Origin of the sequence: Anaerotignum sp. (assembly GCF_045122575.1) — a bacterium.
GTDB lineage: Bacteria > Bacillota > Clostridia > Lachnospirales > Anaerotignaceae > Anaerotignum_A.
Genome location: NZ_JBGVHV010000047.1, coordinates 1 through 13,710 on the forward strand (window position 1 = coordinate 1; position 13,710 = coordinate 13,710).

15 protein-coding genes and 1 other annotated feature are annotated in these 13,710 nt (G+C 43.8%); of the genes, 2 read left to right on the forward strand and 13 right to left on the reverse strand.

From position 1 onward, the window contains the following. Positions 1–201: 201 nt before the first annotated feature. The gene (locus ACJMLT_RS01990) at positions 202–636 is read left to right on the forward strand and encodes a dUTP diphosphatase (RefSeq protein ID WP_405725809.1); all 435 of its coding nucleotides are present in this window, start codon (positions 202–204) and stop codon (positions 634–636) included. A gap of 142 nt (positions 637–778) precedes the next feature. Here the strand turns inward: ACJMLT_RS01990 and nagA are convergent, their stop codons facing one another. The 7 genes from nagA to ACJMLT_RS02025 all read right to left on the reverse strand — a co-directional run bounded on the left by nagA (position 779) and on the right by ACJMLT_RS02025 (position 7,602). Next, a complete protein-coding gene (gene nagA, locus ACJMLT_RS01995; protein WP_405725812.1) occupies positions 779–1,933 on the reverse strand; it encodes an N-acetylglucosamine-6-phosphate deacetylase in 1,155 nt (384 codons plus the stop codon). Between the two features lie 42 nt (positions 1,934–1,975). Next, on the reverse strand, positions 1,976–2,815 hold the full coding sequence (locus ACJMLT_RS02000; protein ID WP_405725815.1) for a MurR/RpiR family transcriptional regulator: 840 nt from the start codon (positions 2,813–2,815) through the stop codon (positions 1,976–1,978). 17 nt (positions 2,816–2,832) lie between these two features. Then, the gene (locus ACJMLT_RS02005) at positions 2,833–3,720 is read right to left on the reverse strand and encodes an ROK family protein (RefSeq protein WP_405725818.1); all 888 of its coding nucleotides are present in this window, start codon (positions 3,718–3,720) and stop codon (positions 2,833–2,835) included. A gap of 152 nt (positions 3,721–3,872) precedes the next feature. Further along, complete coding sequence (locus ACJMLT_RS02010; RefSeq protein ID WP_405725821.1) at positions 3,873–4,325, reverse strand: YhcH/YjgK/YiaL family protein; 453 nt, start codon at positions 4,323–4,325, stop codon at positions 3,873–3,875. 15 nt (positions 4,326–4,340) lie between these two features. Then, positions 4,341–5,846 (reverse strand): sodium:solute symporter, encoded by a 1,506-nt coding sequence (locus ACJMLT_RS02015; RefSeq protein WP_405725824.1) that lies wholly within the window; start codon positions 5,844–5,846, stop codon positions 4,341–4,343. 102 nt (positions 5,847–5,948) lie between these two features. Then, complete coding sequence (locus ACJMLT_RS02020) at positions 5,949–6,866, reverse strand: dihydrodipicolinate synthase family protein (RefSeq protein WP_405725827.1); 918 nt, start codon at positions 6,864–6,866, stop codon at positions 5,949–5,951. Positions 6,867–6,912: 46 nt separating this feature from the next. Then, a complete protein-coding gene (locus ACJMLT_RS02025) occupies positions 6,913–7,602 on the reverse strand; it encodes an N-acetylmannosamine-6-phosphate 2-epimerase (protein ID WP_405725830.1) in 690 nt (229 codons plus the stop codon). Between the two features lie 267 nt (positions 7,603–7,869). Between ACJMLT_RS02025 and nagB the strand changes: the two genes are divergently transcribed. Next, the gene (gene nagB / locus ACJMLT_RS02030) at positions 7,870–8,601 is read left to right on the forward strand and encodes a glucosamine-6-phosphate deaminase (protein ID WP_405725833.1); all 732 of its coding nucleotides are present in this window, start codon (positions 7,870–7,872) and stop codon (positions 8,599–8,601) included. Positions 8,602–8,663: 62 nt separating this feature from the next. Here nagB and ACJMLT_RS02035 read toward each other — a convergent pair whose 3' ends face one another. From ACJMLT_RS02035 to ACJMLT_RS02060, 6 genes are all read right to left on the reverse strand, one after another. Next, positions 8,664–9,482, reverse strand: coding sequence for a MetQ/NlpA family ABC transporter substrate-binding protein (locus tag ACJMLT_RS02035; protein ID WP_405725836.1), 819 nt, complete (start codon positions 9,480–9,482; stop codon positions 8,664–8,666). A gap of 72 nt (positions 9,483–9,554) precedes the next feature. Beyond that, complete coding sequence (locus tag ACJMLT_RS02040; protein ID WP_405725839.1) at positions 9,555–10,214, reverse strand: methionine ABC transporter permease; 660 nt, start codon at positions 10,212–10,214, stop codon at positions 9,555–9,557. After that, positions 10,207–11,223, reverse strand: a complete 1,017-nt coding sequence (locus tag ACJMLT_RS02045; protein ID WP_405725842.1) for a methionine ABC transporter ATP-binding protein — start codon at positions 11,221–11,223, stop codon at positions 10,207–10,209. Before ACJMLT_RS02045 ends, ACJMLT_RS02040 begins: the two co-directional genes overlap by 8 nt. 54 nt (positions 11,224–11,277) lie before the next feature. After that, positions 11,278–11,533, reverse strand: a binding site (T-box leader). A gap of 235 nt (positions 11,534–11,768) precedes the next feature. After that, positions 11,769–12,758 carry an LCP family protein gene (locus ACJMLT_RS02050; RefSeq protein ID WP_405725845.1) on the reverse strand — a complete coding sequence of 330 codons (990 nt, stop codon included), beginning with the start codon at positions 12,756–12,758 and terminating at the stop codon, positions 11,769–11,771. A gap of 106 nt (positions 12,759–12,864) precedes the next feature. Beyond that, positions 12,865–13,464, reverse strand: coding sequence for a DapH/DapD/GlmU-related protein (locus ACJMLT_RS02055; RefSeq protein WP_405725848.1), 600 nt, complete (start codon positions 13,462–13,464; stop codon positions 12,865–12,867). Positions 13,465–13,484: 20 nt separating this feature from the next. After that, positions 13,485–13,710 (reverse strand): hypothetical protein (locus ACJMLT_RS02060; RefSeq protein WP_405725851.1); only part of this gene is annotated, 226 nt, incomplete at its 5' end.

The following is a 13,710-nucleotide window of genomic DNA, read 5'->3' on the forward strand; positions in this document are numbered from 1 at the left end:
CTGCACTGGAAAGGCTCTTTCAATCAGAGAATCATCGATGTGCAGAAATCTTTACAGAACAGTTCTCTGTATCTTTATCACGCTGAGTGAGTTCCTTGAGGGCTTCGCCCCCGCAGCATCATTTATGATGCGAAGCTGACCAGCGTTTATCGCTGGCAGTCAAAAAACTCCCTGCAGAAATTCCCAGAAAGGATAAATTATATGGAAACAATTAAAGTGAAATATCTGAGCGATAAAATTGAAAAACTGCGCTACATCGACGGCAAATCCGACTGGATCGACCTGAGAGCCGCAGAAAGAGTGGAACTGAAAGCAGGCGAATTCAAACTGATCCCTCTGGGCATCGCCATGCAGCTGCCCAAGGGCTACGAAGCACACATCGTGCCCCGCAGTTCCACCTTCAAGAATTACGGTATCATCCAGACCAACCACTGCGGCATCGTGGATGAAAGCTACTGCGGCAATAACGACCAGTGGTTCATGCCTGCATACGCCCTGCGGGATACTGTCATCGAAGTAAATGACCGTATCTGTCAATTCCGTATCTTCGAACATCAGCCTGCGCTGAACTTTGTCGAAACAGAAGACTTAGGCAACGAAGACCGAGGCGGTCACGGTTCCACCGGTAAACAGTGATCTTTCTCCGCTTTTGAAAAAGTCTTATGAAGAATGACAGAAAACATCAACGATACCCATAAGAAAAAGAGGATGGCATACGCCATCCTCTTTTCTGTTTCAAAATACCTTTTACGCTCTCACCATTCTTTACGGAAATGGATCAAAGTCTGATGCCATTTTTGATGACAGCCTGTAATGCAAGTTCTGCATCAAGCAATACGATGTCTGCTTTTTTTCCTGCTTCAATGGAACCGTACTGATCATAAATCCCAAGACTCTTCGCCGGATTCATCGTTGCACACGCCACTGCAGTTTCTAAGGGAATATCCATTTTCTTTACAGCAGTTCTCATGCAGTCCATCAGATTTGTTGCGGAACCGGCAATCGCTCCATCGGACACCAAAGTGGCCAGTTTCCCAACAACTTTCACGTCCAATCCCCCGAGGGTATACTGTCCATCCGGCATGCCTGTTGCCCGCATACTGTCACTGATGAAAATGATACGATCCGCCCCCATCATCTGAAACGTTGCACGGACAGTCGCAGGATGAATATGAATACCGTCACAGATGAGTTCTGCCATCACATTTTTACTGTCAAATACTGCGCCAACAACCCCCGGTTCGCGATGTGAAAATACAGGCATTGCATTATACAAATGTACCGCATGATTCGCACCGGCTTTATACGCTTCCATTGCTGTATCATAATCCGCATTTGTATGTGCCAGGGATATATTGACCTTATCTTTCATCTGTTCTATAAATTTAATGGTATCCCCGCTTTCTTCCGGCGCAATGCCGATGAACTTTACCAAGCCCTCAGAAGCCTTCAGGAATCTTTCGCAGATTTCCGTATCGCACGGCAAAATATTTCGTTCGTCCTGTGCCCCTTTTTTCGCATGGCTAATAAATGGCCCTTCCATATTTATGCCAACCAGATCCGCTTTTTTATCATCTTTTGTTTCCCTGTTATACTCCGCTGCAACGGTCAATACGTGTTCCAGTTCTTCCACGGGAAGTGTCATGGTCGCCGGTGCGATTGCTGTTACCCCAATCGATGCCTCATACGCTGCAATTCTTGCAATTGCCTCTTTGGATGCATCGCAGAAATCATCCCCCTTGCAGCCATGAAAATGGAGATCGATCAGACCTGGGATCGCATACGCACCGTTCCCGTTGATCACGTCTTTTCCTCGCAGATCAGGTGCGTCTTTTTCTGTATAAATACTCTGGATCGTTTTCCCTTCCAGAACAATACCGCCTTTCATAAATTTTTTGTCAGGCGTATATACTTTAACATTATCAATAATCATTTTTCTGTCCTCCAATGTTATTCTGGAAGAAGAAGCCTTCTATCAATAAATCTTTTTATTCTTACCTTCTCCTTCCTCCAATGCACGCAGCGTACTGTCATGTATTCCTTCGCGGATATATTTATTCTGCTCTACATAATAAGCATAAATAATATCCAGCATGACTAAAATTGGAAACTGTGGTGAAATCACATTGCCATGATTCAAGTGTCTTAGAGAAGATAAAAGTACAACTTCTGAACAATACTCTGAAAAATTTTCCCCATTATTTGCAGTAAAAAGAACCGTCTTTGCACCTTTCGAATATGCTTCACGCAGCAAATAGGTGATTTCTTCTCTCTCCCCGCTAATACTGAATCCAAATACGAGGCTTCTTCTATCCTGAAAAACAGAGGACATTTTCATCATATCTGAATCTGTCAATGAATCCACGTTGATACCAATTCTCATGAATCGAAATTCCATTTCATTTGCAGAAAGCCCTGAGCTTCCGCATCCGCATACTAATACACGCTCTGCTTTATTCAGATATCCTGCAATTCTTTCCAGCTGTGCTTCATCTACCAGATTGTATGTCTTATTCAGCATTTCCTGATAAGCACTTAATACCATTCTGGTGTTTCCGGTTATATTTTCTTTTTTTTCTACAAAAGTATTTTCATATTGATAAATAAATTCCTGATAACCGTGAAACCCTATCTTTTTCGCGAATCTGGAAAGTGTTGGTTTTGATGTATACAATAATTCTGCTATATGACGGCTGGAAAAGTCCATTTTTTCCTTATTATGAATAAAAAAATCAGCAATGGTTTTTTCTGCCGGTGTCAGCTTATTATAATTTGATTCAATCATTGGTATAACAGATTTCACATAGTATTCCATAATATCATCCCATCTTTTTAATGCGAATTACAGAAATGATAGAATGCTCCCAGCATACCCGCATCATTCTGATGCTTCGCGAATGTAATTGTTGTATGTTCCTCAATGCTGGATACAAGATATTTTTTCAAAGCGCCTTCTATTCTTTCCCTCAGGAATGCTTCCTGCGCCATGATGCCGCCGCCAAGAACAACGATTTCCGGATTGATGACATAGCAGATATTGGCAATGCCTTTCCCTAAAACGTCTGCCATCTCATCGATTGCCAGAAGACAAATTTTATCTCCTTTTTTCGCCGCCTCAAAAATACGGTAGCCATTCCATTTCTCCCGGGGCTCACCCTTCCATTCCGCCACCTTCTTCGTCAGAATGCTTGCTGCGCCCAATGTCTGGAAATCACTGTTTCCCATATGCATATAACCGACTTCGCACGCACTGTTGCTGAATCCATGAAACACCTTTCCATCTAATACAATGCAGCCGCCGATCCCTGTTCCAATGGTAAGCACCAGCGCAGAGCTGCTTCCTTTTGCAGCGCCGGAGCGGCATTCCGCAAGCCCTGCACAATTTACATCATTTTCTACTTCACAGGGAATATGAAACTTTTCTTCCAGCGTTTTTTTAAACTGTGTTCCTGCATAATTGGGTATCAATGGTGCAGAATAGAAAATAGATCCTTTTTCTGTATCGACCATGCCGGCTGTTGAAATACAAATACCGGAAATTGTTTCCTGGGTTCTATGCATCAGGTCTTCTACGATTCCAATCGTTTTTTTCAGAATTTCCGGCCCGCCCTTTTCTGCTTCTGTTTTCATGGATTCTTTCAATATAATTTCAGCATTTTCACCGATCAATCCATACTTGATTGCGGTACCCCCAATATCGATGCAAATATATTTTTTCATCTTGTGATCCTCATTACCTTTCTATCATTATACATATTTTATATATTATATACAATTCCATTTCTCTTCTCAAGATATGCCTATGACTGAGAAAAGGACAAACCGCCTGTCTTTGGTTTGTCCTTCCCTTCCACAGGATCGAATCCCGCTTTTTATATTCTCACTTTGAAAATTGCTTTTTTGATTTTTTCCGGTTTATCGCCTGCCTGCACTGCAGTGCGGTGTCCATCGCTTGGATAGCAAACCAGAAAATCTCCGTCCGTTAATACAACAGAAGCATTCTTTTCCCCATCCATGGGAAGAAAATCATCTGCTTCAACAAATTCTTTTACATCCATGTTCTGAATAAAATTCAGATCGATCTGTTCGTTGCCGTGAATCATGACATGTACGTCCAGATATTTTTTATGTGCTTCCCAGAAACGATCCTCTGCATTTGTTGTTGTGTATTCCACAATATTTACAAATAATCTTTCCCCATCAATTTCATGGCTTCCTTTTTCAAAAGATGCTAAGTCATGTGTTTTTGCATATGCAAAACATTCTTTTACCTGTTCTTCCAAAAAAGGAAATTCTTCAATATTATTCACATTCCCAAAAATCACTGTTTATCACCTCTGTTAGTTTTTATAAACGACTGTATTTGCTACAGGCGCAGAAGTGCCGCCTTTCACTTTGCTGTAAATGATACTTGCCGGAATACCAACTGCCAGAGATACAGCAATAGAAATGATGGAATAAGACCAGATTGTTACATTGCCGGCAGGTACAAAATATTTCACATAAACCATTACTGCAGAAGCTGCGATAAATGCTGCAACTGCGCCGAATGTATTTGCAACTTTTGTAAATGCACCCAGAATAAATGTGCCGATCAGGATGCCCAGTACCAGACCCATGAAGCCATTGAACCATTCATATGCAGATTTCACACCGCCGTTTGCCAGTACCATTGCTACTACGATCGCAAAGATACCAACGATCAGAGATACTCTCTGGCCGATTTTTGTTTCTTTTTCAAAGCCCAGTTCTTTTTTGGAAAGACTAGCCTGAATATCCAGTGTCCAGCTGGAAGCAACAGAATTCAGACCTGTGGAAAGTGTGGACTGTGCTGCTGCATAAATTGCTGCCAGCAGAAGGCCTGTTACACCAACAGGAAGTTCAAATGCAATATAGGATGCAAAAATCTGGTCCTGTGCTGCTGCAGGAGGCAGTGCATTCTGCTGATAGAATACATACAAGCCTGTCCCGATCAGATAGAATACTGTTGCAATAAAGATAGACAACGCACCGTTTGTAAGCATCATCTTATTTAATTTCTTTGTATCTGTTGTTGTTGTAAAACGCTGTACAATATCCTGGCTGGATACATAAGAGCCCATTGTGTTAAAGCCTGCACCAACAATCATAATGAATACACTGTCTTTCAGGATATTGGCATCAAAGATGGGCTGGTCTGCTGCAAGGAATTTATGTTCTGTTGCAAACGCAGAGAAAATAGCTCCCATACCGCCATCCAGATGTACCAGCAGGAAGATCAATGCGAATGTTACACCAATCAGAAGCACAGATCCCTGAATAAAGTCTGTCCAAAGTACGGATTTCAAACCACCTGTATAAGAATAGATAATCGCAATTACACCCATGATAATGATCAGCGCATTCACACTGATACCTGTCAGGCTGCCCAATACCATACAGGGCAGATACATGATAATGGACATACGACCGATCTGGTACACGATAAACATTACCGCACCCAGAACACGCAGTCCTTTGCTGCCAAATCTCAGTTCCAAATAATGGTACGCTGTATCGATATCCAATTTGCTGTAAATAGGCAAAAAGAATTTAATTGTTACAGGAATTGCAAGCAGCATACCAAGCTGCGCAAACCACATAATCCATGTGCCCGCATAGGAATTCCCAGCCAAAGACAAGAAAGAGATGGGACTTAACAAAGTTGCAAAAATTGATACGGATGTAACCCACCAGGGCACAGTCCCGTCACCTTTAAAATATTCTTTCCCCTTCATTTCCTTTTTGGCAAAATGAAGGCCGGCAAACAATACTGCTGCCAGATATACTACTAAAATAATCAAGTCGATCATCGTAAAGCCTTGCATTCCATTTTCCTCCTAATTACCCATATAAGTCTAAAAAAAGATACTCAGTGATTTTCACGATGACGCCGAGTATCTTTTAAAAATACCTTCTCTTCGTTCGATTTATAAATATTTTTTCTTGGCATCGCAAATCATCTGCGCTGCTTCTTTCACAACATCCATGTCTGCATCAATCAGCGCAGGCAGGGGTTCTCTTACACTGCCCAGTTCCAGGCCTTCATTGATTTTCAGAATTGCCTTGATCACTGCATACATGTTACCACGAGCAGAACACATTTTGTAGATAATTTCATTACATGCGTACTGCACTTCCATTGCTTCTTCCATCTTGCCTGCTTTTACATACTCATCCAATTTCAGATACAGTTCTGGCATAACCCCGTATGTACCGCCGATACCACCTTCAGCGCCGATCACACGTCCGCTCATGAACTGTTCATCGGGACCATTGAAGATGATGTAATCAGGACCTGCTGCCTGTTTGAACATCTGGATATCCTGTACAGGCATGGAAGAATTTTTCACACCGATAACTTTGGGATTCTTTCTCATTTCTGCAAACAGATTCTGTGTCAAAGCGACGCCTGCCAGCTGAGGAATGTTATAGATTACAAAATCAGTGTTGGGAGCTGCTGCACTGATATCATTCCAATACTGTGCAATCGCATACTCAGGCAGATGGAAATAAATGGGGGGAATTGCTGCAATCGCATCAACACCCAGGCTTTCTGCATGTTTTGCCAGTTCCTGGCTGTCCTTTGTGTTATTGCATGCAACGTGAGCAATGACTGTCAGTTTGCCTTCTGCTGCTTTCATGACATTTTCCAGAACGATTTTACGGTCTTCCACGCTCTGATAAATGCATTCCCCGGAAGAACCATTGACATAAACGCCTTTTACGCCTTTTTCTACGAAATATTTTGTTAATGCCTGTACTCCTTCTGGACTGATGTTTCCTTCTTTGTCATAGCATGCATAAAATGCAGGAATAACACCTTTGTACTTTTCAAGATTTCTCATAATGCTTACTCCTTTTCAAATAACAATTCCTTCTATTGCTTCCTGTTTATCGTTCCATTTCTTCTACAAAAGATTTTGTAATCAGCTGTGGTCTTGTAATGATTGACCCGACAACAACGCTATAAGCTCCCAGTTCAATGACGCGTCTAGCTTTTTCCGGAGTGTTAATGTTCCCCTCCGCAATGACTTTATGTTTCGCTTTGGCGATGATCTCTCTTAAAATTTCAAAATCATTCGCCTCAATTTTGGAACCCTGACTTTGTTTTGTATAACCAACCATTGTTGTACCAATGAAATCAAACCCTAACGCATCCGCATGAAGTGCTTCTTCTACTGTAGAGCAATCTGCCATCCACAACTGATCCGGATATTTTTCTTTTGCTTCACAGAAAAATTCATCCAATGTTTTGTTTCCCGGTCTCTTCGAAATCGTCGCATCCATTGCAATGATATCAGGTTTTACTTCCATCAATTCATCAATTTCCTTCATTGTTGGAGTAATGTAGATATCGCTGTCTGCATAGTCTCTTTTCACAATCCCAATAATCGGCAGATCTACCTGAGACTGAATTTCTTTGATATCTTCTTTCGTATTTGCACGAATGCCGCTTGCCCCGCCTTCTTTTGCCGCCAGTGCCATTCTCCCCATAATAAATGAAGAATGTAATGGTTCTGCTGGTAACGCCTGACAAGATACGATTAATTTACCTTTTAGGTTTTCCACCTTCTGATTCATTTTTTCTGACCTCCTTTGTTCTGGTCGTATTGTAAATTCTTTTGAAACAAATTTCAATATGTTATCCACTTTCAGTAACATCTTTCACTTTTTTTGACAATTACAACTTTTTCCCACCTTTATTTTTATCTATTTTGTTCATTATGCACAACCCTCCGTTCTCTATTTCAGGTTGTGAAACTTGTTTCACTTTTGACCCCATCTCTTGAAATCTTTATCAAAACTTGTATACTTAATAATAGAAAACAAAAGAAAGGACAAAATATTATGATCATTTATAAAGCAAAAAATTATCAGGATATGAGCAGAAAAGCTGCAAACATCATTTCCGCACAAATTATAATGAAGCCAAATTGCGTACTTGGATTGGCTACCGGTTCTTCTCCCATCGGAACCTACAAACAACTCATCGAATGGTATAAAAAAGGAGATCTGGATTTTAGCCACGTTACAAGTGTCAATCTGGATGAATACAAAGGCTTAAGCCCTGAAAACGATCAGAGCTATCGCTATTTTATGAATACAAACCTGTTTGATCATGTAAATATTGATAAAGCACATACTTTCGTACCTGATGGACTGGAAGCAGATTCTGAAAAAGCTTGTTCTTCTTATAATGAAACCATCCACGCGCAAGGCGGCATTGATTTGCAGCTGCTCGGTCTAGGCAGAAACGGACACATTGGTTTTAATGAACCCGGCGCTGCCTTTGAAAAGGAAACCCATTGCGTAAATCTGACAGAAAGCACCATCGAAGCAAATAAACGCTTTTTCGCCTCTGAAAAAGATGTTCCTCGTCAGGCTTATACGATGGGGATCAAAAATATTATGCAGGCGAAAAAAATCCTTGTCGTTGTAAGTGGTGAAGATAAAGCCGATGCGGTAAAAAAAGCTTTCTTCGGGCCAATCACCCCTTCTGTTCCTGCTTCTATCCTTCAGCTGCACAATGATGTGACGATCGTTGCCGACGAAGCTGCTCTTAGCAAAATTGATTTATAAAAAAAGACGACCAATTGGTCGTCTTTTTTTATGAAAATTGGGGTCAAACCTTTAAAAGGTCCTTAGTTCATTGTTGCAACGGAACCTGCGTATGTTTCTGCGATGAATGTAGCTACTGCTTCGCCTTTCAGCACTTCCATCAGTTCTGCCATACCGGGTGCATTTTCGTTGCCGGCTTTTACTGCTACGATATTGCCGTATGTTTCTGCTGCCAGAGAGTCAGCCGCTTCGATCGCCAGAGCCTGATCGATGGACAGACCGTTCAGCAGTGCATAGTTACCATTGATGACAGCTAGATCCAGATCGCCCAGAGATTTTGCCAGCTGCGCTGCTTCCATATCCACGATTTCCAGGTTCAGAGGGTTTTCTACGATATCCAGTTTTGTTGCAGCAATGCCTGCTTCGGGATTCAGTTTGATCAAACCATTTGCTTCCAGCAGCAGCAGGGCACGACCGCCGTTTGTAGGGTCAACGGGGATACCAACTTTTGCACCTGCAGGAACGGATGCCAGATCAATGTCTTCTGCAGCATAGATACCCATGGGTTCATAGTGAACCGCACCGATGGATGCCAGATCTGTGCCTTCATCTTTGTTGAAGCCTTCCAGATAAGGCAGGTGCTGGAAGTAGTTTGCATCCAGATCGCCGCCGTCCAGAGCCAGATTAGGCTGTACATAGTCTGTGAATTCGATGATTTCCAGATTGATGCCCTTGGCAGCCAGTTCTTCTGCCGCTACAGCCAGAATTTCTGCATGGGGTGTGGGAGATGCGCCCACTTTCAGCGTGATGCTGTCGCCTTCCGCTGCGGGTTCAGAGCCGCCGCAAGCAGCCAGACCCAGTGTTAATACGCCTGTCAGTAAGATTGCAAAGAATTTTTTCATGTTTGTTTCCTCCTTAAGATTAAAGTTATGATTGCCTTTTCTTTTCTTCTTGTATGTAAATCCTTTCGGACATTACAGTCTTCTGTCTGTTTTCTTGGAAATTTTCATGCCCAGTTCCTGGAACACCTGTACGATGATCACCAGCAGGATCACCATGACATACATGATATCTTCCTGACTGCGGTGGTAGCCATAGTTGATGGCGATGGCACCCAAACCGCCGGCACCAACGAAGCCGGCCATTGCAGAATAACCAAGGATGGTTGTGATGGAAATGGCACTGCCAACCAGCAGCGCAGGTTTTGCCTCAGGAAGCAGAACCTTTGTCATGATCTGGAAGGGAGAAGCCCCCATGGACTGAGCCGCTTCGATCACGCCTTTTTCCACTTCCTTCAGGGAAGATTCCACCATACGGGCTACAAAGGGAGCCGCCGCAACCAAGAGTGCAATGATCGCCGCCTTGGGGCCGATGGTCGTGCCAACCACTGCCTTTGTAAAGGGCATGATGGTTACGAACAGGATCAGGAAGGGTACGGAACGTACCACATTGATGATGGTGCCCAGAATGGCATTCAGCCAGGGAACAGGCTTGATCCCGTCCTTATCTGTTACCACCAGCAGCAAACCCAGAGGTAAGCCGATCACATAAGCGAAAAATGTAGAGATCAGTGTCATATAGATACTTTCCCAAAAACCAGTGCCGACCAATGCCAGCATGCCATCTTTAAACATATTCTACCTCCTCTACCACTACGCCTCTGTCTCGCAGATACTGAATCATGGTTTCTCTCAATGTTTTTTCTTCAGGGAACTGCAGCACCATCTGGCCAAAAGCTTCGTCATCGATGGTTCTTGTATTGGCTGCCAGAATATTTACCAGCCCCTTGGTTTCGATCATCATCTGACCCAGAACGGGTTCGTTTTCGCTGCCGCCTTTGAATACCAGACGATAGCAGTAAGGCAATCTGCCTGTGTAGGCCTCTCTGTTTGCCCCTTCGTGCAGCACCAGTTCCTGACCGATCTTTGTTTTGGGGTTACGGAAGATTTCTTCCACCGTGCCCTCTTCTGCGATCAGACCGCCGTCGATAATGGCTACTCTGTCACAGATTTCCTGAATAACGCTCATTTCGTGAGTGATGACCACGATGGTGATGCCCAGTCTCTCATTGATATCTTTCAGAAGTTTCAGAACACCGGCTGTGGTATTGGGGTCCAGCGCGGAAGTTGCTTCGTCACAAAGCAGCACCTTGGGTTCCGTTGCCAATGCCCTTGCGATAGCCACACGCTGTTTCTGACCGCCGGAAAGCTGAGAAGGATAGGATTCTGTTCTGTCCGCCAGACCAACCAGTTCCAGAAGTTCCTTTGCTCTTGCCTTTGCCTGCGCTTTAGGCACACCGCTGATCTCCATAGGGAAGCATACATTTTCCAGTGCAGTTTTCTGCATCAGCAGATGAAACTGCTGGAAGATCATCCCCATGTGTCTGCGCTGTTCCCGCAGATCTTTTTCATTCAGCGCAGTCAGTTCTACGCCGTCCAGATATACCTTGCCGCCGGTGGGACGTTCCAGCAGGTTGATGCAGCGCACCAGTGTACTTTTGCCGGCACCGCTCAGACCAATGATGCCGAATACTTCACCTTTTTTAATATCTGCACTGACGCCGTGGAGCACTTCCAGCTCCCCACCCTTCGTCTGGAAACGTTTTTTGATATTCTCCAGACGGATCATAGTTTCTTTTTCCATTTCATTTCCTCATTTCTGCATTAAAAAAGCTCTCGCCGCTTCGGTTATGTTAACCAAAGGGACGAGAGCATCATATACTTCGTGTTACCACCCTAATTCACCATAGACTCGCATCTATAGCCTCTGCAAGTACGGGCTTTCGCCGATACTCTGGCGCTGTTACGGGCGCTCCCGTCGCAGCCTAAAGGGATCTCCTCTCGGTGCGCGGCTCCAAGACCATCTTCCATTCCTTCCACATCTCCTCCTTCGCAGCTACCGGAGGTTCTCTGTAAGAGCTTTCAGAATGTACTCTTCTTTTCATTGCCTTTGTCTTTTGAACTTGTCACCCATTATAACGCCCTCAGATTTTTTGTCAACCATCAATTTTTTCTGCAGCCTTCCCAAAACAGCGCAAAACAAAAAAAGAAGGATAAAAATCACCCTTCTTTTTTGTACATTTTGTATGTATTCAGACCGTGATGTTGTATTTAAAATGCAACATATCGGCTTTTTCTATGGTTTTTCTTTTCTTCCTGAATGGAAAAATCGGAAATCCTTGCCAATTTTTATTCCTGTTTCCCTTCCGCGCCTGCTTCTTCCTCTGTCAGGCCATACTGTTCAAAGGGAATGTCCTCGTAAATATACTGCTGCAGCATATCCGCTGCCTGCTCCAGATCATAGACGTAATACCATCCGCCGTTAATGGTCTGCCCCGTGGAATAGATATGATCGTTGGGGAAAGCCGCCTGCTCCAGTTTGGGACTCTTCAAGCCAACTTTGGCAATTTTCAGGATCTCATCATTGCTCAGGGAAGTTTCCACCATAGGCGCAAATTTACGCACGTAGGAAGGATATTCCAGAGGGTTGACTGCCAGTGCCTTCTCAAACAGAGCCGCCAGAACCTCTCTTTGACGGGAGGCACGCATGCTGTCACTGTCGATCTTTCGGATACGGGAATAGCTGACTGCCTGCGGGCCTGTCAGATTTACCATACCCGTTTCCTTCAACGGGTCGCCCCGCAGAAGATACGCATTGACCTGATAACGTTCTTCTTCCGTAACATCTACCGTAACGCCGCCCATTTCATCAATGACTTCCGCCAGAGAGTCAAAGTTTACCGTTACATAGTCTGTAACGTCCAGACCGAAATTCTGGTTCAATGTCTGGATGGCCAGTTCCGGGCCGCCGTAGGCATAGGCATGGTTGATCTTTGTATCATAATAGCCGGGGACGGAAACATAGGTATCTCTGGCTATGGAGATCAGTTTGATCTTGCCTGTTTTGCCGTTGATGGAAGCCACCATGATGGCATCGGAACGCCCCTGATAATCATGATTGCGGGAATCCACCCCATACAGAGCGATATTGATGACCCGCTCATCCATACTTGCATTGGCAGACAGATTATTTTCATCGATATCCGAGCGGTTCAGCCCGCCCACCATATATAAAAATGCACCATACCCCAGCCCCATCAGGGCAACGCAGACTGCCAGCGTGATGGCAAGGGTCTTAAAATATAGCCGTTTCAGATGTTTTTTTCGTTCTTCATCCAAAGAAAAGTCCTCCTTTCTGCTCTTTCGTAAGACTTCTCTTCTATCTTAAAACGCTTTTCTGCAAAAAACAACAAAAAAAGTCTTAAGATTGATGGCAAAAACTTCTTTATAGCTGTTCATCCAAACGGAGATTTCGATAATAATATTCCTTATCTCTTTCATCAATGGCTCTCCATACTTTACAGGGAGATCCAAAAGCAATCACATTTGCCGGAATATCCTTTGTCACCACACTGCCTGCGCCAATGATGCTGTTCTCTCCAATGGTGACACCGGGCAGAATGATAGCCCCCATACCGATCCACACATTGTTTTCAATGGTCACAGGAAAGCTATACATTTTTTTTGCGCGAAGCTCCGGATCTACAGGGTGTCCTGTTGTTGTGATGGATACATTGGGTGCGATCAGACAATTTTTTCCGATGGTGATATGGTAATCATCCACCAGCATGAGATTAGAATTGATATAGGTGCCATCCCCGATAGTTACCGTTTTCCCTCTTGCAATGGTAATGGGCTGCTGAATAAAAACATCCTCTCCCACATATCCGAACAACTGCTTTGCGATTTTCTTTCTTTTCTCTCCCTCTGAAGGTCGGGACTGATTGAAATCATACATTAGTTCCTTTGCAATCCGCTGCTCCTCCAGATATGCTTCTGTATCTTCCCAAAGATAACCCTTTGCCATTTTTTCCAGTTCTGTCATCAGATAACCTCCGTTTCGTTTTATTTCTGCACCAGTGCCAGCACTTCTTCCACGGGCGCATATACCTCGCCGTCCACATAATAGCACTGGATATCGCTTTCCTTGCCATTCACCAGCAATTTGAAATCTACCTTTTCTGTGATCAGGCGGTCACTGCCGTCCATCAGCATTTCATTGCCAAGGGACGTAAAGCTTCTGCCGATCTGCAGATTCAAAGTTCCTGCTTCTTTTTGATAATCTGCAGAA

Coding starts and splice junctions, on each gene's coding strand:
- ACJMLT_RS02055 (WP_405725848.1), bottom strand. CDS start 13,464: ATGACAGAACTGGAAAAAATGGCAAAGGGTTATCTTTGGGAAGATACA.
- ACJMLT_RS01990 (WP_405725809.1), top strand. CDS start 202: ATGGAAACAATTAAAGTGAAATATCTGAGCGATAAAATTGAAAAACTG.
- ACJMLT_RS02025 (WP_405725830.1), bottom strand. CDS start 7,602: ATGAATCAGAAGGTGGAAAACCTAAAAGGTAAATTAATCGTATCTTGT.
- nagA (WP_405725812.1), bottom strand. CDS start 1,933: ATGATTATTGATAATGTTAAAGTATATACGCCTGACAAAAAATTTATG.
- nagB (WP_405725833.1), top strand. CDS start 7,870: ATGATCATTTATAAAGCAAAAAATTATCAGGATATGAGCAGAAAAGCT.
- ACJMLT_RS02035 (WP_405725836.1), bottom strand. CDS start 9,482: ATGAAAAAATTCTTTGCAATCTTACTGACAGGCGTATTAACACTGGGT.
- ACJMLT_RS02000 (WP_405725815.1), bottom strand. CDS start 2,815: ATGGAATACTATGTGAAATCTGTTATACCAATGATTGAATCAAATTAT.
- ACJMLT_RS02015 (WP_405725824.1), bottom strand. CDS start 5,846: ATGCAAGGCTTTACGATGATCGACTTGATTATTTTAGTAGTATATCTG.
- ACJMLT_RS02020 (WP_405725827.1), bottom strand. CDS start 6,866: ATGAGAAATCTTGAAAAGTACAAAGGTGTTATTCCTGCATTTTATGCA.
- ACJMLT_RS02040 (WP_405725839.1), bottom strand. CDS start 10,214: ATGTTTAAAGATGGCATGCTGGCATTGGTCGGCACTGGTTTTTGGGAA.
- ACJMLT_RS02005 (WP_405725818.1), bottom strand. CDS start 3,720: ATGAAAAAATATATTTGCATCGATATTGGGGGTACCGCAATCAAGTAT.
- ACJMLT_RS02045 (WP_405725842.1), bottom strand. CDS start 11,223: ATGGAAAAAGAAACTATGATCCGTCTGGAGAATATCAAAAAACGTTTC.